Consider the following 22,215-nt stretch of genomic DNA (forward strand, 5'->3'; position numbering starts at 1 on the left):
CCTGACCGGCGAGAAATCCCGGCCCGACCTGGTCCAAGGTTGGGGGCAAGGTCAGACCGGCGAGAAATCCCGGCCCGACCTGGTCCAAGGTTGGGGGCAAGGTCAACGAAGACACCCTGAAGTCCTACGGCCTGAACGCCGAGTGGGACCTGTCCGACCGCGTCCGCGTCCGTCTGGACGGCCACATCTCGAAGGCCGACTCCGGTCCGGACTCGCCGAACGGCACCAGCTCGACCACCGTGTCGATCGGCGCGCCGATCGTCTCGTCGCACTCGGTCGACTACAGCGGCACGGTTCCGGTCCAGAAGATCACGATCAACGACGCGGCCCCGCGCGGCAACGGCAATGGCGTGATGGATGTCGGCGACCTGGGCAGCCAGGTGGCGCGCACCTGGACCAACAGCCAGAAGCACGAAGTCAAGGAAATCCGGGGCGACCTGACCTGGGACCTGGACGACAACGGCAGCCGCTTCGACGCCGGTTTCAACTACCGCACCTCGAAGATGGTCCAGGCGTCCAGCTCGACCCAGCAGGACCTGGGCAGCTGGGGTATCTCGAACCCGCGCGACGTCCAGCAGTACGCCGGCAACCTGGTCAAGGCCTTCTGCATGGCCTGCCAGTTCAACGACTTTGATCTGCAGCAGAGCGGCGCGGGCCTCGTCTCGTTCCGCGCCAATGCGATCGACCTCTACAACGCCATGTCGGCGCCGTACGTCGCTCGCGGCAACGCGGTCGGCATCACCGGCCAAGCCCGCAACCAGGTCGACGAAGACATCCTGGCCGGCTACGCCCAGGTCACCTGGAAGTCGGAACTGGCCGGTCGTCCCGCGACCCTGGTCACCGGCGTCCGTTACGAGCGCACCGACGTGACGTCGACCTCGCTCATCCGGACCCCCAGCGCCATCGTCTGGACCGCCGACAACGACTTCCGCCTCGACACCGCCAGCACCTATTCGCCGCTGTCGGGCAAGGGCAAGTACAACAACCTGCTGCCGGCCCTGGACTTCAGCGTCGACATCCGTGACGACCTGATCGGCCGCTTCTCGTTCAGCCGCACCATCGCCCGTCCGGACTACGGCAACCTGTTCGCCGCCCAGACGGTCGGCACGCCGAACCGTCCGGTCTCCAACGGGGCCATCCCGCTGGGCACCAGCGGCAACCCGGACCTGGAGCCGCTGATCTCGGACAACTTCGACGTCTCGCTGGAGTGGTACTACAAGCCCAGCAGCTTCGTTTCGGCGGGCTTCTTCGAGAAGCGCGTGAACAACTTCGTCGGCACCGGCACCTTCACCCAGAACCTGTTCGGTCTGCGTGACGTCAGCTCCGGCGCGGACGGCACCCGTTCGGGTACGGCCAAGGCGCTGCTGACGGCCATCGGCGCCGATCAGACCGACGTCAACCTGTTCACGATGACCGCCCTGCTGCAGACCACCGGCTCCTCGGCGGCGGCCCAGGCTCAATTCCAGGCCAACCGCGGCGCTGGCGGCGACCTGAACCAGGCCTTCGTCGACCAGATTCTGGCGGCGGTGGATATCTCGCCGAACAGCACCGATCCGCTGATGAACTTCCAGGTGTCCAAGCCGATCAACAACCGGACCGGCAAGATCCACGGTTTCGAAATCGCGGCTCAGCACTTCTTCGGCGACACCGGCATCGGCATCTCGGGCGCCTATACGATGGTGCGCGGCGATGTCGAGTTCGACAACGGCGCGAGCCCGTCGCAAGACCAGTTCGCTCTGCTGGGTCTGTCGGATACGGCCAACGCCACGCTGATCTACGACAAGAACGGCATCTCGGCGCGTCTGACCTACAACTGGCGCGACAAGTTCCTGCAAGCCACCAACCGCGGTGGTTCGCGGAACCCGGTCTATGTCGCGCCCTTCACGCAGATCGACTTCAACATCAGCTACGACATCACGCCGAAGCTGGCGGTCTCGTTCGAAGGCATCAACCTGACCAAGGAGCACGTGCGCACCTACGCTCGCGATCCGAACCAGCTGTGGTTCGCTCAAGAGCTGGACCGCCGCTTCCTGCTCGGCGCTCGCTACCGCTTCTAAGACTGGAAGTCTCTTAGAAGTCTAAGGAGGGGCCGCCGCGCTTGCGGCGGCCCCTTTCTTCCTTTGAAGTGCGCGTATGACAGCGTGAGTGCGGCCCCGATGAACCGAGTGCTTCTGAACAATGTCGATCACGCCGATCTGCGGGTGATCGCCGGCCATGGCGCGGCCTTCGGCGACGCGATCAACCAGGCTCTAATTCTGCCCACCGAGTTCGAGGCGGCCCAACGCGAATATCCGATCCTGATCCGCAAGGACGACGCCGGCGGTTATCAGGCCGTTGTCCTGCTGGGGCTGGATCGCGACGAGAACCTCTTCCTCGACGAGACCGGCTGGAACGCCCGCTACGTCCCGGCGGTGCAGCGGCGCGGCCCGTTCTCCATCGCCCTGCAGCGCGACGCTCTGGGCGACGCGCCGCGCCCGATGATCCATGTCGACCTCGATCACCCGCGCGTCAGCCGCGACGAAGGCGAGCGCGTGTTCCTGCCCGCCGGCGGCAACTCACCCTATCTGCAAGGCGTCAGCCGCACCCTGGGTCAGATCCACGACGGCTTGGAGATCGCCGGGCCGATGTTCGCCTTCTACGACGAACTGGGCCTGATCGAGCCGATCGACGTCGAGATCAAGCTGGACGACGGGACCAGCTACGACCTGCCCGACGTCTTCACCATCGCGCCCGATCGGCTGGCGGCGGTCACAGGCGAGAACCTCGAGAAGCTGCACCAGTCGGGCCTGCTGCGCGCCGCCCACTGGATCATCGCCTCCATGGGCAATGTCGAGGACCTGATCGCGCGCAAGGCGCGGCGCCAGGCCCGACTGGCATGAGCGCCCTGACGGCCCGCCGCACGCTGGAGGCCGCCGTCGCCACGCCGGCGGACATCCCGTTCGGCGCCATTCTGGCCGGCCAGACCCCGATGCTGTTCAAGGGCTTGGTCCGCGACTGGCCGTTAGTGCGTAAAGGCCTCGAATCCAGCCAAGCGGCCCGCGACTACATCCGCGCCCACGACCTGGGCGGACGAGTCGTCGGCTATTCCGCCGCCCCGGAGGTTCGCGGTCGGTTTTTCTATGACGAGACCTGCACGGCGGTGAACTTCAAGGCCGAGCGCGCGCCGCTCGAGACCTTCCTGAGCCGGCTCGAAGCGGTCGAGGAGCTCAATGACGCGCCGGCCGTCTATGTCGGTTCAGCCGACCTCGACGCCTATTTCCCAAGCCTGAAGGCCGAGAACGATCTGGCTTTGGGGGCCGAGGTCTACGGCGACCAGCCGCCCATGGCGGGCATCTGGATCGGCAACCGCACGACCGCCGCCGCCCATTGGGACATGTCCAACAACATCGCCGTCTGCGCCGCGGGCCGGCGACGCTTCACCCTGTTCCCGCCCGACCAGGTCGCCAACCTCTATCCCGGCCCGCTGGAGCCGACGCCTGGCGGCCAGGTGGTCAGCATGGTCGATTTCGAGAACCCCGACTTCGACGTCCACCCAGGCTTCCGCGAGGCCCTGAAGACGGCGCAGGTGGCCGAGATGGAGCCTGGCGACGTGCTGGTCTATCCCGCGCTGTGGTGGCACCAGGTCGAGGCGCTAGAGCCGTTCAACGTCCTGATGAACTACTGGTGGAACACCGCGCCGGTCCATGCCGACACGCCGATGAACACCTTGCTGCACGGCCTGCTGAGCCTTCGGGACCGGCCGGACTTCGAGAAGCAGGCCTGGAAGACCATGTTTGACTACTACATTTTCGGTCCCGCCGAGCGGGCCGGCGCGCATTTGCCGGAAGGCGCGCGTGGGCCGCTGGGACCGATGGACGCCATGACCGCCCGTCGGCTGCGCGCGCAGCTGCTGGACCGGCTGAACCGATAAGACCAAAGGGAGTGACGCCATGACCCAGCAGACGATCCGCAAGGTGGTGATCGCGGGCGGCGGCACGGCCGGTTGGACCGCCGCCGCGGCGCTCGTGCGACAGCTCGGCCCGCTGCTGGACATCACCCTGGTCGAGTCCGAGGACATCGGCACGGTCGGGGTAGGGGAGTCGACCATCCCCACGGCCCGCACCTTCAACGCCCTGCTGGGCATCGACGAAGCCGAGTTCATGCGGGCGACCCAGTCGACCTTCAAGCTGGGCATCTCGTTCGAGAACTGGGGCGAGATCGGCGATCGCTACATTCACTCGTTCGGCCAGGTCGGGAAATCCACCTGGATGGGCGGCTTCCATCACTTCTGGATGCAGGCCAGGGCTCAGGGCTTCGGGGGCGACCTCGGCGACTACTGCCTGGAGCTGAAGGCGGCCGAGGACGAGCGGTTCTTCACCGGTGAAAATGGTCCGCTGAACTACGCCTATCATCTGGACGCCGGCCTTTACGGCCAGTTCCTGCGGCGCATGGCCGAGGCCGATGGGGTCAAGCGGGTCGAGGGCAAGATCGCCAGCGTCCGCCAGAGCGCGACCGACGGCTCGGTCGAGGCGCTGGTCATGGAGTCGGGCCAGGTCGTGGAGGGCGACCTCTTCATCGACTGCACCGGCTTCCGCGGACTGCTGATCGAGCAGACCCTGAAGGCGGGCTACGAGGACTGGGGCCATTGGCTGCCGACCAATAGCGCCCTGGCGGTGCAAACGCGTTCGACCGAACCGGCCAAGCCCTATACCCGCGCCATCGCCCACCACGCCGGCTGGCGCTGGAAGATCCCGCTGCAGCACCGGGTCGGCAACGGCCTTGTCTACTGCAACGAATTCATGTCCGACGACGAGGCCCTGGCCCTGCTGCAGAACGAGATCGACGGCGAGACCCTGATCCCGCCGCGCCTGATCCGTTACCGCACGGGCCGCCGCCGCAAGACCTGGGATAAGAACGTCGTGGCCCTGGGGCTTTCCAGCGGCTTCGTCGAGCCGCTGGAGTCGACCTCGATCCACCTGATCATGGTCGGCGTGACCCGGCTTATGCAGCTGTTCCCGTTCGGAGGGATCAGCCAATCGGTGATCGATCGTTACAACCGGATGGCCGATGACGAGCTGGAGAAGATCCGCGACTTCATCATCCTGCACTACAAGGCCACCGAACGGACCGACAGCCCGTTCTGGGACCGCGTGCGCGAGATGGACATCCCCGACAGCCTGGGCCAGCGGATCGAGCTGTTCCGGGAGAGCGCCCAGGTCTACCAGGCCCCGGGCGAGCTGTTCCAGGTCGACTCCTGGCTACAGGTGCTGCTGGGGCAACGGGTCGAGCCGAAGAGCTTCCACGCCATGGGCCGCCTGATGCCGCCGCAGCAGCTGAGACAGGCCCTGGACGATCTGAAGCGCAACATCGCCGGCACGCTCAGCCGACTGCCGCAGCACCAGGCGTTCCTCGACGCCTACTGCGCGCCGCCGGTCAGCAAGAGCGCGTAAACTCAGCTGTCGATCGGCGCGAACAGCTTCTGAAGCGTCGCGCCGATGCGGGCGGTCGAAGGATCGCTGGGCGGCAGCCCAAAGCCGCGCAGCTCGTGGCCGATCCGTTCGCCGATGGCCAGCAGCGGTCGGCTGGTGATCTGGGCCTGGGCCAGGTTTTCAACGGCCTGGGCGTAGCGCTCGGCGTTCAGCGCCTCCAGAGCCCAGGCTCGGGCGGCGTCGCCGGTATTTCGCCGCAGGGCCGCGTCGCCGGCCAGGCGCTCCAGCACCCCGCGGATTTCGTCCACGACGATTTCACCATCGACCTTGAACACCAGGTCGTCTGGTAGTTCGCCATAGAAGCCGGCGCGCGCCACGACGGTGGGGCGGCCGCTGAGCATGCCCTCGCAGGCCGAGCCAGAGGCGCCTTCCAGGACGGGTTTGCGAAGGGCGCAGATGATGTCGGCCTCGTCGAGACGCTGATCCAGCGTCTCGTCGTCGACGGCGCCGTCGATGACGAGGTTGTCGAAGCCGACTTCCGCCGCGACCGCCTCGAGCCGGGCGCGCTCGTCATCCGAGATCGGGCCAACCAGGCGGTAGACGCAGGCCCTTAGCGCGTCCGAGCCGCCGATGGCGCGGATCACGTCGGCGACGCGCTTGTTGGGGTTCATGACGCCGACCGTGGTGATGGTCAGGTGGTCCTTGACCTTCGGCGGTCCCGGCGGCGTCTCCCGATCCGGGCAGCACAGCGGGGTCACCGCCACCGGGCCGGCGCAGGCGGCCTCCAGGCGCGGGGCGTAGAAGCGGGCGTGGGCGAGGGCGGCCTCGCAGCGTCGGGCCAGCCACTCGGTCATCGGCAGCTTGGCGGCGATCTCGCCCATGTCGAGCATCTGGCCAGAGCGCACCGCGACGGCGTTCGCCTCGGCCTCAGGACCATAGGTGGCGACGATCTCGGCGTCGTGCCGGCGATAGTCCAGCCCGTTGTGGTGCAGCCAGCCCGAGAACAGGTTGCAGATGTAGAAGTCGTGGAAAATCCCCAGGCACGGTGCGGCGTCCAGGATCGCCAGAGCCCCTGCATGGAAGGGATAGTTGTCGCCGATATTGACGATGACGACGTCGAAGTCGTTCCGAAGTCGCGTGAGGTCGATCGTGCGCCAGTGACGGACGGGCAGGGGGCTGGGATGCAGCGGTTCGGACGGGTCCTCGACATCCTCGCAGCGCAGGATCTCGACCGCATGGCCCCGCGCGGCGAGGGCGGCGGTGACGGCGGCGCTAACTCGGCCTATGGACGAGCGCAGCACGAAAGGCGTGACCCAGCAGATCTTCATCGCCAGGGCCTAGCGCTGCAAAAGCCGGCGCTCGGCGTCGCCGCCGGGCCGCACGAAGGCGATGTTGGCGGAAACGAGCTTGGCGGCCGCCTTGGCGTCGGTCGGCGCGCAGGCGCCGGTGGTCTCGTCGATCAGATAGGGCTTGAAGCCCGCGTCGGCGAAGGCCTTGAACCACTGCGCTGGCGTCTGGCCCACGCGCCTCAGGTGCTCGGGACCGAACTCAGCGAGAATGGCCAGATCCGGGTTCTTGGCGATCACGCCTTTCATGCCGGCCAGCACGTCCAGCTCCGCGCCCTCGACGTCGATCTTGACGACGTCCAGGCGCTGGCCCGGCGCCACGTCGTCCAGGCGCACCACCTCGACCTCGACGGTGCGCGCCTCTTCGGCCTCGGGCAGGGCGTAGAGCGAGCTATGGCCGATGATGTCGCTGACGTGGAAGGTCAGGCGTCCCGCCTTCTCGCCAACGGCCTGGTCGCGCACCTCGACCCAGGACAGGCCGTTGAGATGCTTCATCTTTTCGAGGTTGGCACGGGGCGTGGCCTCGGGTTCGAAGGCGATCACCTTGCCCTCGGGACCGGCGGCGCGGGCCATGACCAGCGTCAGCAGGCCGATATTGGCGCCGACGTCGGCCACGGACATGCCAGGAAGCACCAGACGCCGGAGCACGTCGCCGGTGCCGGGCTCCAGGCCCTTGCTGGTGGCGTTGGCCAGCATGGTCACGAAGGTCGGCAGGGCGCGCGGCGCCAGCACGTAGCCTTCGCGCATGCGGATGGCCACGGACTCCTCGTCATAGTGGATCAGCGGCCGCAGCTTGATCTCGAGCTCGTCGAAGCGCGGACCGAACAGGCCGGGCAGGGCGTCCAGAGCCTCGCCGCTCTGCGCCATCCGCGCCTCCAGCCGCGCCAGGGCGCCGGCGAGGCGCTCGTTCTGCTGGAGGCTGAGGTCCAGGCGGTGCTGGACCGCCTGCAGATCCGCCGACACGGCGTGCAGATGGCCGCGCGTCTCGCGCAGCTCGTGCTCCACGCTGGCCTGCAGGTACCGTCGGACATAGCTGGCGACCGGCGCCAGCACGGGCCCGACCAGCCGACGCGCGAAGCCGAACCGCCGGCGCGGCGGGATGCTGGGCGCCGGCTCTGGCTCAGGCGCAACGGGCGGGGAAGATGAGTCGCTCATGGCGGAACGGATCGCCAAGTCCAGACGTGCGGGCCTCAAGTGAATCCTTCCCGGTGGCCGCCCTGCGACGTCCCGTCCTCTACGCGAATCTACGACGTCTCGTTGAAGGGGCCGTCTAGGCCCAAGATACGTCAAGGAAAGCGCTATGGTCACCGACCAAGCTGATTACGCCGCCATCGTCAAAATGGAAGGTCACCGAGTGCAGCAGCTGGATCGAGCCCACGTCATGCAGGACGCGCGAGTCGAACATCACGATCTCGTGGCCCTTCTGCATGATCTCGGTGCCGCTGGTATGGGCCACGAAGAAGTCGATGAACTGCTTGACGAGGTCAGGAGAAGCGAAGTGGGGCTGTTCAGCCACAGGCGTGGTGATTGCGCCGTCCGAAGGCGTTGTCGCTCCCGTGGCCGGAGGCGTCGCGGCGATCGGGGAGAGCGGGGTCTGACCCGGGGCGACATCCGGGGCGGTCGCGTGCGGCGACGGCGCGACCGAATCGACGTGCGCCGAGGCCTGAGCCGGCGTCACCGCGAAGTGGTCGCCCTTGGCGATCAACTCCGCCAGAATATTGGGCAGCTTGGAGACCTCGATCACGGAGATCTTCTGAGCGGCGGCCGTGTCGCCTATCGCGGCGCGCACCAACTGGATGGCCTCGACATTTGGAAGCGCGCCAGAACCCAAACGAACTTCCAACGCCCAATTCGATACGTCGTTGACGGCCGGCGCGAACCCGACGCCGTCGTGGCGACCACCGCCGTCGCCGCCGTTTCCATCATTTCCGCCGCCGCCACCCAAGTTGGAATCCGCCGTCGCGGACTGATCGGTCGAACTCGGCAGGGTCGACAGCAAGGCGACCAGCGACAGCACCGACGAGACAGTCTGGGTTGGCGTGTTGGTCACCGCTTGGGCATGATTGGCGCTGATCTCGGCCGCGCCCAAGGCGGGGGCGGCGGCCACCGGCGCGTCCGTGAAGTCAAGGGCGCTGGCGGCCGAGGTCAAGGCAGAGCGGGTCGAGGCGTCCGTGCTCGGGCTCTCAAGCTTGAAGTCTGACGCCAGCAACGCGGCCGCCAGCACCAAGACAGCTTGGTTGGCCGGAAGTTGCGCGGTGTCGTAGTTCGGCTGCGCAGACGGCGCGGCGGCGGGCGCGCCGGCAACCGCCGCGCTGGAGCTGGAAGACAGCAGCACCGGGCGCTTGTGCGTTGGCGGGTTGGCCGCGCCGCTCTCAGCCGCGCGGGCCTCGCCGCTCTTGAAGAAGGCGGTGCCGACCACGGCGACCAGCAAGGCGGCGGGGTGGACGGCGATATTGTCGCCGCGATCCGAGCGACGGATCAGCGGGTGACGTGCGACCATATTGCGCACCAGCGACGAGAAGTCGAAGCCGCGCGCGATCTCTTCATAGGCGGGACCGGCGATCAGATATTCGCCATCGATGCGCGCGAAGTGAATGACCACTTCGCCATCATCGGTGCGATAAAACACGAACCAAGGCTCGTTCTCGTCGCTCAGGCCCCGATCGGTGCCGACGCGAATGCCCGCGCGGATCAGGGCCGCTTCGACCCGATAGAACTCTGCCAGCTCCTGCTGGGTCCAGTCGGCGACCCGCGAGGGCGCGTATCGCGGCGAGCGCTGGAAGAACGAGAGGACTTGCGCGGCCATGCTGGCGGAGTGTTCCCACGCGGAAAGAGTCGCGCCGGCTTCCCGCCGGCGAGGTCAAGCTAGACGAACTACTCTTCGTTGAACAGGATTTCGTACGTAATAGGATCGTAGAACCGCATCAGTTCCCGCACGAACGTCCTTTCCGGAACGTTAAGCGCCCGAGCCCAGTCGCGATAGCGATCCGGCGGGATGCGGCCGCGACCCGTCTCGAGCTGGGAAATAAAGGTGTAGTAATCGGCGCCGACCTTGGCCGCGAGCTGGCGCTGTGAAAGGCCTGCGGCCTCTCGCGCTTCCTTCAGCCATCGGCCGCCTTCGCGACGGAGGTCTTGAACCTCCGGGGCGCTGCGACGTTGAGGGTTGCCGTACATTATATACTAGCCTCCGCCCGTAAGCGAGGAGCGCTGTCGCTCCGACCTCGGACGCTAAAATCCTTGATCCATATAGCGCTTCTCCGGCCAAGGTACAAGGAACGCGACATATGAAAATGCTGTACCGGTTAGAAAAATGCTGTACCGCGTGATTTCAGCTATTGTCGACGTATGACGTTTGCTCTATAGCCATCGCTGCTCCCATGCGCGCCGTTCGGTCGCAGGGGGTGTGGGATTTTTTTGGGAGACAAGCCAGATGGCTTATACGACTCAACAGCTGGTGGATTTTTACACCGCCGCTAACCTCGGCAAGGCGCCCGACGCCGCCACCACCCTGGCGCTCGACGCCTATGCGACTCAGACCCTGCCGGGCGGCAGCCTGACGGACGCCCAGGCTCTGGCCAGCACCCTGAAGCTCGTTAATCCGACGACCGCCGTCGCCATCGAAAGCTATCAGTTCTTCACCGGTCGCGCGCCGTCGGCTGAAGGCCTGGCTTACCTGGTCAACTCGACCACGAACACCAATGACCTGAACGACGCCGCCTACGCGAAGTTCTCGCAAGAGAACCGTTTCATCAACTTCGCCATCAACCTGGCTACCGGTTCGGGTGAAGGCGCCGCCTCGTTCGCCAACTCGTACGGCGCGGGCGTTTCGTACGCTCAGGTCGTCGCCACGGCCTATGACAAGGTCATCGGTAACGCCGCCGCCGCCGCCGCTGGCGTGGACGTCGCCGCCGCCGTTGCCTACCTGAGCCGTCAAGCCAACATCGACTACCTGACGGCTTTCGTGAAGGCCAACACCGGCCTGACCGCCGCTGCTGACATTGAGCTGGCCGTGAAGGCCGCCCTGGTCGGCACTGTTCTGAACGCCGCCACCACGTCGGGCATCGGTCTCTATGCTGCCGCCACGAACGCTATGATCTCCGACCTGTCGGACGGCTCGCTGAGCACCAACGCCGCCGCTGGCGTGAACATCCTGACGGCTTACCCGGCCGCTGGCGCCGTGGGCACCACCTACACCCTGAAGACCGGCCAAGATACGATCGCTGGCGGTAACGCCAACGACACGATCAACGCTCTGACGATCGACGCGGCTGGCGCCAACGCCACGACGCTGTCGTCGTTCGACACGATCGATGGCGGTGGCGGCGTTGACACGCTGAACATCTACACCGACGACTCGGACAACCTGAACGACGCTCTGCCGAACAACCTGACCGTCAAGAACGTCGAAATCGTCAATCTGTACAACAACGACGCCGGCGGCGTGGCTGCTCTGGCCAACGCTTCGGTTTATCAAGGCGTGCAGCAGCTCTGGCAGGTTGGCAAGGCCGCGACTGTCACCAACCTGGGCGTCGCCACGACGGCCGGTTTCCGTGACTTCGCCGCCGCTGCGACCTTGACTGTTGAAACCGCTGCTACCGCCGCCTCGGCCAAGGTCGCTCTCAGCAACGTCGCCGAAGCCAGCACTGTCGTGGTTGACGGCAACGCTTCGGACGCTCTCGCTGGCGTGACCCTGTCGGGCACCGTGGCTGACGCGAACAGCGACGGCACGATCGCCGACACCAACCTGACCTTCGCTGTCGGCAAGGAAGTCACCTCGATCACGGTCGCTTCGAGCGTCGCCACCACCCTGACCGTTGATGACTCGGCTTCTGCCGTGGCCACCAAGGTCCGGTCGGTCAACCTGTCGGGCAGCACCGGCGCGATCACCTTCGTGGGTGACGCCGACGTCCGCACGATCACCGGCGGCGCCGCCAAGGACACCCTGACGATCGCCACGGCGACCGTGAAGGACGACACCGCCACGGCTGCTGACGAAACCGTCAGCGCTCTGGTTGAGTCGGGCGCCGGCAACGACGTGATCACCGTCAACACCAGCGGCACCGGCCTGACCACGGTCAACACCGGCGCTGGCAACGACACGGTCAACGTCACCGCTCGCGGCACGACCCTGAAGGTCGACCTCGGCGATGGTGCGGACACCTTCACCGCTTCGGTCGCCATCACCTCGGCTGACACCATCGACGCCGGCGCGGGTTCCGACACCCTGCTGCTGTCGTTGGTCGGCGTCGCCAACGTTGGCGCGTTCAAGAACTTCGACGTCTATGACGTGAAGGGCCTGGCCACCTCGCTGGACCTGGACATCCTGAACACCAACAACACCGTCACGGAACTGGTGGGTTCGGACGACCTGGGCGCTAACGTCACGGTTTCTAACATCGCGACTGGCGTCGGCTTCCGCGCCACGGGCGACATGGGCCTGACCAACACCCTGAGCCTGACGCAAAAGACCGCTGGCGCTCTGACCGTGACTCTGGACGCCGATCAGGCCACCGAAGTCGCTGGTGACGACGTCGCTCAAGTCTCGATCTCGGCCACCGCCGCGACCTCGATCAACGCCGTGTTCGACACCTCGTACCTGGCCGCGGCCGGTGCGAAGGGTGGCGAAGCCGCCGCGACCGACAACGTCTCGACGATCGCTCTCGCCACCCAAGCGGCTACGGCTGTGACGGTCGTCTCGGGCGGCACGAACGCCCGCAACGTCCTGAACATCACCGAAGGCGCGGGCACCGACAAGCTGGCGACCGTGACCGTTACCGGCACGCAAGCCCTGACCCTGTCGGTCACCGGTTCGAGCACCCTGGCCACGATCGACGCTTCGGGCGCCACCGGCGGTCTGACCGCTTCGCTGGCTGACCTGAAGGACGCTGGCACGATCAAGCTTGGCACGGGCGTTGACGTCATTACGGCGACCAACACCTCGACCCAAGCTGGCATCGAAGCGGTTCAAGGCTTCGAGAAGGCCCTGGCCGTGTCGGTCAGCACCGCTCCTGGTGACGCTACGGCTAAAGCCGCGGCGATCGCCGACGCCGACACGCTGTTCCTCACGGGCGGCGCCGTTGCGGATGCCAACGCTGGCGTGACCACCGGCACCATCGCTAATGGCGTTCTGACGTTCACGGGCGCTGGTCCGGGTACGCTGACCGACGCTCTGGTGATCGCCAACGACGCCGCTAACGCGGTGGGTGAGACGGTGGTCTTCCAGTACCTGGGTGACAGCTACGTCTTCCAGCAAACCGGCGCTGCCGCTGACATCGTCGTGAAGCTCACGGGCGTCACGGGCGTGACGAACCTCGTCGAGAACGGCGCTACGGATAAGTTCTTCATCGTCTAATCCGCAAGGAGCGCTCGCTTTGGCGAGCGCGATGAAGACCTGAACTAGGAGCCGCCCCGGGGACCTTCCCGGGGCGGTTTTCTTTGTCGCTTGCGTCGAAGGGCGACATCACTCTTGCGACCCAACCTTGGGTATGGTCTTAGGCGAGCAAGGCTCAGTCGCTGCTTTTCCGCCACAATTTCGTGGTCGAGACGCGCCCTAAGTTGTTACTGTAGTTCGGCCGCGTCCTGCGTCGCGGCGTCCTGAAGGCTCCCGATGATCTTCAACCGCTCCGGCGAGAAGCCCACCATCCTCGATAAAGCGGTCGAGGTCATGAAGCCGGCGGTGATCACCGCCATGGTCTTCAGCTTCTTCATCAACATCCTGGCCCTGGTCAGCCCGTTGTACATGCTGCAGGTCTATGACCGCGTCCTGTCCAGCCGCAGCGTGTCCACCCTGGTGGTGTTGACCGTGCTGTGCGTCTTCCTGTTCATCATCTACGGCCTGCTCGAGGCGCTGCGCACCCAGGTTCTGGTGCGCGGCGGTCTGAAGTTCGACGGCGTGGCGCGTGACCCGATCTTCCGATCGGTGCTCGATTCGACGCTGACGCGACGCGGTCCGGGCGGACAGGCCTTCCGCGACATGGACCAGGTGCGCGAATTCGCGACCGGCGGCCTGATCGCCTTCTGCGACGCGCCCTGGACGCCGGTGTTCATCATCGTCTCCTGGATGCTGCACCCCTATTTCGGGATCCTGGCGATCATCAGCTGCTTCGTGATCTTCGGCCTGGCCGTGCTGAACGACCGGGCGACCAAGAACCCGCTGCAGATGGCGACCATGGCCTCGATCGCCGCGCAGAACGACGCCGGCTCGACCCTGCGCAACGCCGAGGTCATGAAGGCCATGGGCATGTGGGGCGGCCTGCAGGAGCGCTGGCGCGGACGCCGCGACGAGCAGATCGCCTGGCAGGCGGCGGCCAGCGACTCCGGCGGCGCGGTGATGTCGGGCATCAAGGTGTTCCGCCAGATCGTCCAGACCCTGATCCTGGGCGGCGGGGCCTATCTCGCCATCGAAGGCAAGATCTCGCCCGGCTCGATGATCGCCGGCTCGATCCTGGTCGGCCGCGCCCTGGCCCCGATCGAGGGCGCCGTCGGCCAATGGAAGACCTATCTGGGCGCCCGCAGCGCTTGGGACCGCATCCAGACCATGCTCCGCCAGGAGAAGGACACCTCCGACCACATGCCGCTGCCCGAGCCGCGCGGCGTGCTGTCGGCCGAGGCCGCCTCGATCCTGCCGCCCGGCGCCCAGCAGCCGACGATGCGCCAGGCCAGCTTCCGCATCGACGCGGGCACGGCCGTGGCCCTGGTGGGGCCCAGCGCGGCGGGCAAGTCCTCGCTGCTGCGCGGCATCGTCGGGGTGTGGCCTTGCGCGGCCGGCGTGATCCGTCTCGACGGCTACGACATCAAGCAGTGGGACCCTGAGAAGCTGGGCCGCCACATCGGCTACCTGCCGCAGGACATCGAACTGTTCTCGGGCACCGTGGCCCAGAACATCGCCCGCTTCACCGAGTTCGAGGCCCAGGAGGTCATCGACGCGGCCACGCTGGCCGGCGTTCACGAGATGATCCAGGCTCTGCCGATGGGTTACGACACGCCGATCGGCGAGGGCGGCGCGTCGCTCTCCGGCGGCCAGCGCCAGCGCCTGGCCCTGGCCCGCTCGGTGTTCCGCTCGCCCGCCCTGGTGGTGCTGGACGAGCCGAACGCCAGCCTCGACCAGGTCGGCGAGGTGGCGCTGATGGAAGCCATGAACCGGCTGAAGGCCGCCAAGCGCACGGTGGTGTTCGCCACGCACAAGGTGAACCTGCTGGCCCAGGCCGACTACATCATGGTGATCAATCAGGGGGTCATCGCCGACTTCGGTGAGCGGGACGTGATGCTGGCCAAGCTGACCGGCGCGGCGCCGCCGCAACCGCAGCCGCCCAAGCCCGCGCCGATCCAAAGCGCGCACTGACGCCGCGCCGCTCGACCCCAACACTGTTCTCACGGCCGCCTCAGGGTGCGCCTATCAGGCTGAAACCGCATGAAGCCCCCGAAGATCCAACGTCCGACGGACAACTATAAAACCGTGGCCCGGGTGGGCTACGCGATCATTGGCGTGATGCTGCTGGGTCTGGTCGTGGCGGCCTTCATGCCGATCGCCGCCTCGGTGATCGCCAACGGCGTCGTGTCGGCCGAGGGCAACCGCAAGACCGTCCAGCACCTGGAAGGCGGCATGCTCCGCAAGATCCTCGTTCGCGAGGGCGAGAAGGTGAAGGCTGGGCAGGTGCTGTTCGAGCTGGACCCGACCCAGGCGAACGCCGCCGCCGGCATCACCAAGAACCAATATGTTGCGCTGAAGGCCCTCGAGGCCCGGCTGCTGGCCGAGCGCGATCAGCGCCCGTCGATCAGCTTTCCGGTTGAACTGACCAGCCAGCGGACCGATCCGATGGTCGCGCGCGCCATCGCCGACGAGGAAGTCCAGTTCCAGGAACGCCGCCAGACCATCCAGGGCCAGATCGAGCTGGTGAACGGCCAGCGTGAGCAGTACCAAAGCGAGATCGAGGGCATCGACCGCCAGACCCAGGGGCTGAAGGACCAGCTGGGCTTCATCCAGGACGAGCTGTCGGATCTGCGCAAGATCTACGACAAGGGCCTGGTGCCGCGGCCGCGTCTGCTGGCCCTGGAGCGCGAGCAGGCTTCGCTGTCCGGCTCGATCGGCCGTCTCACCGCCGACCGCGCCAAGGCGGTGCAAGGCATTGCTGACAGCCAGCTCAAGGCCCGGCAGATCAAGCAGGAGTTCTTCGAGCAGGTCAGCCAGAGCATCACCGAGACGCGTGTAAAGCTGGCCGAGGTGACCGAGAAGGAGGTTGTGGCCTCCGACGCCCTGAAGCGGGTGAAGGTCGTCTCGCCGGTTAATGGCGTGGCGCAGAACCTGCGCTTCTTCACCGAGGGCGCGGTTGTTCGTCCGGGCGAGCCGCTTGTCGATATCGCCCCGGATGACGAGGCTTTCGTGATCCAGGCCCACTTCCAACCGACCGATGTCGACAACGTCTATCCGGGCATGGTCACCGAGGTGCGCCTGCCGGCGTTCCACTCGCGCGAGATCCCGATCCTGAACGGCAAGATCGAGTCGATCTCCCGCGACCGCCTCTCGGACCCCGAGGGCAAGACCTCCTACTTCCTCGGCATCGTGACCGTGGACATCAAGCAGCTGCCCAAGCCGCTGCGCGCCAAGGTCACCGCGGGCATGCCTGCCCAGGTCATCGTGCCGACGCGTAACCGCACCGTGCTCGACTACCTGATCTCGCCGCTGCGCGACACGCTGCGCACCACCATGCGCGAGGAGTAGGGGCGGGGATTCCAATCACCTGAATTCCCAGGCTTTTCGGCAAGGCGGCGTCTCGAGCGCAATTCTCGACGGCGCCGCTTTCCAACCGCCTCCAATGGTGTAGTCAGACACTTTCGTACTTACTGGAGTCGGCGCAGCCCTCATGGCCAAGACGGCATCGATCATCGGCCTCATCGGTCGCCTCTCCAGGGGGCGGGTGGCGGGCGCGCGAGGCGTCGGGTCCTGATGGCCGCGGGTGTCGTCATCATCGGCGGCGGCGGCCACGCCAAGGTGGTCATCGAGAGCCTCCGAGCGGCGGGCGAGACCGTCGCCGTGATCGTCGACGCCGATCCGACCCCGCGCGAGGTGTTGGGCGTTCCGGTGGTGGGCGATGATCTCGCCCTCCAAGGGCTCCGCGCCCAAGGCTTCTCCAAGCTTTTCGTGGCCGTTGGGGACAATCGCTTGCGGCAGACGCTGGGACGCAAGGCGCGGGAGCTGGGCTTTGGCTTGGTCAATGCGATCCACCCCTCGGCGGTGATTTCAGCCAGCGCGCGGCTGGGCGAAGGCGTGGCCGTGATGGCCGGCGCCGTCGTGAACGCCGAGAGCCAAGTCGGCGACTTGGCCATCATCAACACCGGCGCGGTCGTGGACCATGATTGCCGGCTCGGCGTCGCTTGCCATGTGGCGCCGGCCTCTGCGTTGGCCGGCGGAGTGAATGTCGGCGACCGAGCGTTCCTGGGCGTGGGCGTCCGCGTTATCCCTGGCGTGACGATCGGCGCCGACACGGTCGTGGGCGCTGGCGGAGTCGTTGTCCGGAATCTTCCGGATGCGGTTCTGGCGATCGGCGCGCCCGCCAAGATCAAAGGAGACCGGTCATGACCAGCCCGGCCAACAGCTTGCCCCGCATCTCCGTCGCCGCGCCGCGCCTGGACGGACGCGAGCGCGAATACGTTCTGGAGTGCATGGATACGACGTGGATCTCGTCGGTCGGCCGCTTCATCTCGGAGTTCGAGAAGGGCTTCGCGGCCTATTGCGGCGTCAAGCACGCGATCGCCTGCAACAACGGCACGACCGCCCTGCACCTGGCGCTGGTCGCTCTGGGCATTGGTCCGGGCGACGAGGTGATCGTTCCTAGCCTGACCTACATCGCCTCGGTCAACGCCGTGACCTATTGCGGCGCGACGCCCGTGCTGATCGACAACGATCCGCGCACCTTCAACCTGGACCCGGCCAAGCTGGAAGCCCTGGTCACGCCCCGCACCAAGGCGATCATGCCCGTACACCTGTACGGCCAGATCTGCGACATGGAGCCGATCCTGGAGGTCGCCCGAAAGCACGGCCTGAAGGTTGTCGAGGACGCCGCCGAAGCCGTCGGCGGGACCTACCACGGCAAGATGTCCGGCTCGCTGGGCGACTGCGCGACGTTCAGCTTCTTCGGCAACAAGATCATCACCACTGGCGAGGGCGGGATGATCACCACGAACGACGATGAGCTGGCCGCCCGGATGCGGCTGCTGCGCGGGCAGGGCATGGACCTTTCGCGCCGCTACTGGTTCCCGGTCGTCGGCTTCAACTACCGCATGACCAATATCGAGGCCGCGATCGGCCTGGCCCAGCTGGAGCGCGTCGACGAGCACCTCGCGGCCCGCCAACGCGTGGTGGCCTGGTACGACGAAAAGCTCTCGCGGCTCGGCAACCGGGTTATCAAGCCCTATGTCGCGCCGACGGGCCGCCACGTGTTCTGGATGTACACCGTGCGCCTGGGCGAGGGGCTATCGACCTCGCGTGATCAGGTGATCAAGGATCTCGACGCCCTGGGGATCGAGAGCCGTCCGGTGTTCTATCCGATGCACGTGATGCCGCCTTACGCGCATCTGGCCACGGATGATCTGAAGCAGGCCGAGGCCTGCGGCGCCGACGGCCTGAATTTGCCCACGCATGCCGGCCTCACCGAAGCCGACATCGATCGCGTGGTCGCGGCCCTCGACCAGGTGCTGGTCTAGCCGATGCGCATTGTCCTCTTGTCCTCGATCGTGCCGTTCATCAACGGCGGCGCGCGCTTCATCGTCGAGTGGCTGGAGGAAAAGCTCGTCGAGGCGGGGCATCAGGTCGAGCGCTTCTACCTGCCGTTCACCGACGACCCGAACGAGATCCTTCACCAGATCGCCGCCTGGCGGCTGATGGACCTGACGCAGTGGTGCGATCGGGTGATTTGCTTCCGGCCGCCGGCCTATGTGGTGGATCATCCGAACAAGGTGCTGTGGTTCATCCACCATATCCGCACCTTCTACGACCTTTGGGACACCCCCTATCGCGGCATGCCGGACGATGCGGAGCATCGCGCCATCCGCGACAACCTGCGGGCCCTCGACACCCGCGCGATCGCCGAGAGCCGGGCGGTGTTCACCAACTCGCAGGTCGTGGCCGACCGCTTGAAGGCGTTCAATGGTCTCGACGCCACGCCGCTCTATCCGCCGATCTATCAGCCCGAGCGCTTCACGCACGAGGGCTACGGCGACGAGATCGTCGCGATCTCGCGCCTGGAGCCGCACAAGCGCCAAGCCCTGATGATCGAGGCCATGCAATACGTGAAGACGCCGGTGAAACTGCGCTTGGCGGGCACGGCGTCGAGCCCCGAATACGGCCGGCAGCTGATCAAGATGACCCGCGACCTGGGGCTCCAGGATCGCGTCATCCTTGAGGATCGCTGGATCAGCGAGGACGAGAAGGCTGACATGCTGAAGACGGCCCTGGCCGTCGCCTATCTGCCCAAGGACGAGGATAGCTACGGCTATCCCTCGCTGGAGGGCGCGCACGCCCGCAAGGCGATCATCACGACCACGGACTCGGGCGGGGTGCTGGAGCTGGTCGAACACGGCCGCAACGGCCTGATCAGCGAGCCGGACCCGCGCGATCTGGCCCAGCAGTTCGATCGCCTGCACGCCGACCGTCAGGCCGTCGCGACGATGGGGCAGGCGTCTCTGGACCGCCTGACCGAGATGAAGATCGACTGGGGCACGGTCGTGGAGCGCCTAACCTCATGAGAAAGCCGGCATGAAGGTTCTGGTCGTCAACAACGCCGCGCCGTTCCAGCGCGGCGGCGCCGAGGAGCTGGCCGACCATCTGGTTCGCCGCCTGAACGCCACGCCCGGCGTCCAGTCCGAACTGGTGCGCGTTCCGTTCACCTGGGAGCCCGCCGAGCGGCTGATCGAGGAGATGCTGATCGCCCGGGGGCTGCGCCTGCCCAACGTCGATCGCGTCATCGGCCTGAAGTTCCCCGCCTATCTGATCCCGCACCATGACAAGGTGCTGTGGCTGCTGCACCAGTTCCGCCAGGCCTATGACCTCTCGGAAGCCGGCCAAAGCCACCTGGATTTCGACGAGACGGGCCGATCGGTGAAGGCGGCGATCCGCGCGGCGGACAACACCTGCTTCGCCGATTGCCGCAGGATCTACTGCAACTCTCCGGTCACCCAGAACCGGCTGATGAAATTCAACGGCGTCGCCTCCGAGGTGCTCTATCCGCCGCTGAACGACGGCGAGCTGTTCACGGGCGGCGACTATGGCGACTACGTTTTCGCCGGCGGCCGGGTGGCGGCGGGCAAGCGCCAGCACCTGCTGATCGAGGCCCTGGCGCTGCTGCCGAACGGGCCGAGCCTGATCATCGCTGGTCCTCCGGAGAACGAGGCCTATGCCGACCGTCTGCGCCGTCTGGTCGAGGATCTGGGCCTGAAGGACCGGGTCGATCTGCGCTTTGGCTTCCATCCGCGCGAGGACATCGCCCGCTGGGCCAACGACGCCCTGGCCTGCGCCTATCTGCCGTTCGATGAGGACAGCGTGGGCTATGTGACCATGGAGGCCTTCGCGGCGGGCAAGCCGGTCCTGACGGTGACGGACTCCGGCGGCTTGCTGGAGATCGTCAGCGAGGACACTGGCGCGGTCGCTGATCCCACGCCAGCGGCCTTGGCCGAGGCGCTGGATCGCCTAACATCCGACAGGGGACGCGCCATCTCGCGCGGCGAGACCGCGCGCGATCTCTGGCGCAACAAGAATGTCACATGGGAGGCGACAGTGCGTCGTCTTCTTGATTAAGCCACAAATATTGGCTTGAACCGCCGCATTCCGGCGGGGGCCGTGAAAGTCTGGAAAATGCGAGTGCTGTCGAAAGTCCTGTCCGTTCGAACGTCGGTGATCGCCGTGGCCGTCGCCATGGTCGTGGCCGGCGGCGCCGAACGCGCTCACGCCGAAACCCTGGCTGACGCAATCACCGCCGCTTACCAGAGCAATCCCAACATCCAGGCTCAGCGCGCCGCGATGCGCGCCCTGGACGAGAACTACACCCAGGCCCGCGCGGCATACGGACTGCAGGCGAGCGCTCAGTTTTCGGAAGGCTATGGCTATGCCAAAGGGCCTCAGACGCGGACGCAGTTCGGGCAGACCAGCACGCCCTATGAGGACGCTATTGGTCCTTCCAGCGATCTCTCGATCAGTCAGGCGCTCTACACGAACGGCCGTTACGCGGCTCGTCTTAAGGGCGTCGAAGCCCAAATCCACGCCGCGCGTGAGAACCTTCGTCGCATCGAGATGGATCTTCTGGTCCGTGTGACCAACGCCTACGTATCGGTGCGTCGCGATCGCGAGGTGCTTCGGATCGCCCAGGGCGGCGAGGCCTTCCTTCGCAAGCAGCTGCAGGACACCGAGGACCGTTACAGCGTTCGTCAGGTCACCCTGACCGACGTGCAGCAGGCCAAGGCGCGCCTGGCCTCGGCCCAGACGCAGTTGGCCAACGCGCAGGCGCAGCTCAATGTGACCATCGCCAACTACGCGTCGCTGGTCGGCCATCTGCCAGACAACCTTGAGCCCGAGCCCGACATCGACGGCCTGCCCGCCACGCTGGACGAGGCTTTCAATCAAGCCGAAGAGTCCAACCCGAGCCTGAATGCGGCCCTCTTCACCGAGAAGGCCTCCCGCCTAGGCGTCGCCGAAGCGCGCGCTCAGCGTCTATTCTCTGTTTCAGCGCGCGCCGACTACCGCAACGGTCCTTACCAGCCTTACAGCGCTAAGCACCAGAACCGCACCGACACGATCAACGCCGGCATCACCCTGACCCAGCCCCTGTTCTCGGCGGGCCAGTTGAATTCCCAGGTCCGCCAGTCGATCGAGGAGAACAACCGCGACAAGCTGCTGATCGACGACGCGCGCCGCAACATGGTGCTGAGCGTCTCGCAATACTGGGACCAGTTGGTGGCCGCGCGGAAGTCGCTGGTCAGCCAGGAAGAGGAAATGAAGGCGAACACGGTCGCCTTCTACGGCGTGCGGGAGGAAGAGCGCTTCGCTCTGCGCAGCACCATCGAGGTTCTGAACGCCCAGGCCGAACTCCAGAACGCCCAGATCGGTTTCGTTCGTGGCCGGGCCAACGAGTATGTCGGCCGCGTTCAGCTGCTGGCGCAGGTCGGCACGCTGGAGGTTGGCAATCTGGCGCCGGGCGTCGCGCCCTACGACCCGACCCGCCATTTCAAGAAGGTCCGCTACAAGGGCGTGCTGCCGACCGACCTGATCGTCCAGACCCTGGACAAGATCGCGCTGCCGCTGGAGCCGAAGAAGCCCAAGGCCGGCGACACGACGCCGCTCCGGCCGCCGTCTTCCGAATTGCCGGCTAAGCCGGTCGCCGCGGACAAGGTCGCGCCGCCGCCGTCGATCAATGACCTGCCGGCGCTGAGCGACAGCGACGCGCCGGTGACCACCGCGCCGAAGTGACCCAGCG

The 22,215-nt window shown here is 66.4% G+C and carries 15 protein-coding genes and 1 pseudogene; 12 read left to right on the top strand and 4 right to left on the bottom strand.

The window, feature by feature from the left end:
• Positions 1-104 precede the first annotated feature (104 nt).
• From Q0379_RS17160 to Q0379_RS17175, 4 genes and pseudogenes are all read left to right on the top strand, one after another.
• Positions 105-2,057, top strand: a pseudogene (locus Q0379_RS17160) (TonB-dependent receptor); the annotation flags it as partial.
• A 99-nt stretch (positions 2,058-2,156) separates the two neighbouring features.
• A complete protein-coding gene (locus tag Q0379_RS17165) occupies positions 2,157-2,879 on the top strand; it encodes a SapC family protein (RefSeq protein ID WP_066680465.1) in 723 nt (240 codons plus the stop codon).
• Positions 2,804-3,910 (top strand): cupin-like domain-containing protein, encoded by a 1,107-nt coding sequence (locus Q0379_RS17170; RefSeq protein WP_299014369.1) that lies wholly within the window; start codon positions 2,804-2,806, stop codon positions 3,908-3,910. The genes Q0379_RS17165 and Q0379_RS17170 overlap by 76 nt, the downstream gene beginning before the upstream one ends.
• 19 nt (positions 3,911-3,929) lie before the next feature.
• A complete protein-coding gene (locus Q0379_RS17175; protein ID WP_299014241.1) occupies positions 3,930-5,429 on the top strand; it encodes a tryptophan halogenase family protein in 1,500 nt (499 codons plus the stop codon).
• A gap of 2 nt (positions 5,430-5,431) precedes the next feature.
• On the opposite strand, the gene Q0379_RS17180 is transcribed toward Q0379_RS17175, so the two are convergent.
• The 4 genes from Q0379_RS17180 to Q0379_RS17195 all read right to left on the bottom strand — a co-directional run bounded on the left by Q0379_RS17180 (position 5,432) and on the right by Q0379_RS17195 (position 9,928).
• Entirely contained in the window at positions 5,432-6,736 is a 1,305-nt protein-coding gene (locus tag Q0379_RS17180; protein ID WP_299014244.1) for a glycosyltransferase family 4 protein, read from the bottom strand.
• Positions 6,737-6,745: 9 nt separating this feature from the next.
• Complete coding sequence (locus Q0379_RS17185; protein WP_299014247.1) at positions 6,746-7,948, bottom strand: FkbM family methyltransferase; 1,203 nt, start codon at positions 7,946-7,948, stop codon at positions 6,746-6,748.
• Positions 7,949-8,024: 76 nt separating this feature from the next.
• Positions 8,025-9,560 carry a hypothetical protein gene (locus Q0379_RS17190; protein ID WP_299014250.1) on the bottom strand — a complete coding sequence of 512 codons (1,536 nt, stop codon included), beginning with the start codon at positions 9,558-9,560 and terminating at the stop codon, positions 8,025-8,027.
• Between the two features lie 68 nt (positions 9,561-9,628).
• Positions 9,629-9,928, bottom strand: coding sequence for a helix-turn-helix transcriptional regulator (locus tag Q0379_RS17195; protein WP_299014253.1), 300 nt, complete (start codon positions 9,926-9,928; stop codon positions 9,629-9,631).
• Positions 9,929-10,184: 256 nt separating this feature from the next.
• Here Q0379_RS17195 and Q0379_RS17200 point away from each other — a divergent pair, with 256 nt between their 5' ends.
• From Q0379_RS17200 to Q0379_RS17235, 8 genes are all read left to right on the top strand, one after another.
• The gene (locus Q0379_RS17200) at positions 10,185-13,106 is read left to right on the top strand and encodes a hypothetical protein (RefSeq protein ID WP_299014256.1); all 2,922 of its coding nucleotides are present in this window, start codon (positions 10,185-10,187) and stop codon (positions 13,104-13,106) included.
• A 258-nt stretch (positions 13,107-13,364) separates the two neighbouring features.
• Positions 13,365-15,095, top strand: coding sequence for a type I secretion system permease/ATPase (locus Q0379_RS17205; protein WP_299014372.1), 1,731 nt, complete (start codon positions 13,365-13,367; stop codon positions 15,093-15,095).
• Positions 15,096-15,164: 69 nt separating this feature from the next.
• Positions 15,165-16,472, top strand: a complete 1,308-nt coding sequence (locus Q0379_RS17210) for an HlyD family type I secretion periplasmic adaptor subunit (protein ID WP_299014259.1) — start codon at positions 15,165-15,167, stop codon at positions 16,470-16,472.
• 225 nt (positions 16,473-16,697) lie between these two features.
• Positions 16,698-17,330 (top strand): NeuD/PglB/VioB family sugar acetyltransferase, encoded by a 633-nt coding sequence (locus Q0379_RS17215; RefSeq protein WP_299014262.1) that lies wholly within the window; start codon positions 16,698-16,700, stop codon positions 17,328-17,330.
• Positions 17,327-18,454, top strand: a complete 1,128-nt coding sequence (locus Q0379_RS17220; RefSeq protein WP_299014266.1) for a DegT/DnrJ/EryC1/StrS family aminotransferase — start codon at positions 17,327-17,329, stop codon at positions 18,452-18,454. Before Q0379_RS17215 ends, Q0379_RS17220 begins: the two co-directional genes overlap by 4 nt.
• A 3-nt stretch (positions 18,455-18,457) precedes the next feature.
• Entirely contained in the window at positions 18,458-19,495 is a 1,038-nt protein-coding gene (locus tag Q0379_RS17225; protein WP_299014269.1) for a glycosyltransferase family 4 protein, read from the top strand.
• Between the two features lie 10 nt (positions 19,496-19,505).
• Complete coding sequence (locus tag Q0379_RS17230; RefSeq protein WP_299014272.1) at positions 19,506-20,543, top strand: glycosyltransferase family 4 protein; 1,038 nt, start codon at positions 19,506-19,508, stop codon at positions 20,541-20,543.
• 57 nt (positions 20,544-20,600) lie between these two features.
• Entirely contained in the window at positions 20,601-22,208 is a 1,608-nt protein-coding gene (locus Q0379_RS17235) for a TolC family outer membrane protein (RefSeq protein WP_299014376.1), read from the top strand.
• Positions 22,209-22,215 lie beyond the last annotated feature (7 nt).

Origin of the sequence: uncultured Caulobacter sp. (assembly GCF_937900395.1) — a bacterium.
GTDB lineage: Bacteria > Pseudomonadota > Alphaproteobacteria > Caulobacterales > Caulobacteraceae > Caulobacter.

Excerpts from the sequence above, each read along its gene's own strand:
- Q0379_RS17165 (WP_066680465.1), top strand. The coding sequence starts at position 2,157 with ATGAACCGAGTGCTTCTGAACAATGTCGATCACGCCGATCTGCGGGTG.
- Q0379_RS17175 (WP_299014241.1), top strand. The coding sequence starts at position 3,930 with ATGACCCAGCAGACGATCCGCAAGGTGGTGATCGCGGGCGGCGGCACG.
- Q0379_RS17180 (WP_299014244.1), bottom strand. The coding sequence starts at position 6,736 with ATGAAGATCTGCTGGGTCACGCCTTTCGTGCTGCGCTCGTCCATAGGC.
- Q0379_RS17190 (WP_299014250.1), bottom strand. The coding sequence starts at position 9,560 with ATGGCCGCGCAAGTCCTCTCGTTCTTCCAGCGCTCGCCGCGATACGCG.
- Q0379_RS17195 (WP_299014253.1), bottom strand. The coding sequence starts at position 9,928 with ATGTACGGCAACCCTCAACGTCGCAGCGCCCCGGAGGTTCAAGACCTC.
- Q0379_RS17200 (WP_299014256.1), top strand. The coding sequence starts at position 10,185 with ATGGCTTATACGACTCAACAGCTGGTGGATTTTTACACCGCCGCTAAC.
- Q0379_RS17210 (WP_299014259.1), top strand. The coding sequence starts at position 15,165 with ATGAAGCCCCCGAAGATCCAACGTCCGACGGACAACTATAAAACCGTG.
- Q0379_RS17215 (WP_299014262.1), top strand. The coding sequence starts at position 16,698 with ATGGCCGCGGGTGTCGTCATCATCGGCGGCGGCGGCCACGCCAAGGTG.
- Q0379_RS17220 (WP_299014266.1), top strand. The coding sequence starts at position 17,327 with ATGACCAGCCCGGCCAACAGCTTGCCCCGCATCTCCGTCGCCGCGCCG.
- Q0379_RS17225 (WP_299014269.1), top strand. The coding sequence starts at position 18,458 with ATGCGCATTGTCCTCTTGTCCTCGATCGTGCCGTTCATCAACGGCGGC.
- Q0379_RS17230 (WP_299014272.1), top strand. The coding sequence starts at position 19,506 with ATGAAGGTTCTGGTCGTCAACAACGCCGCGCCGTTCCAGCGCGGCGGC.
- Q0379_RS17235 (WP_299014376.1), top strand. The coding sequence starts at position 20,601 with ATGCGAGTGCTGTCGAAAGTCCTGTCCGTTCGAACGTCGGTGATCGCC.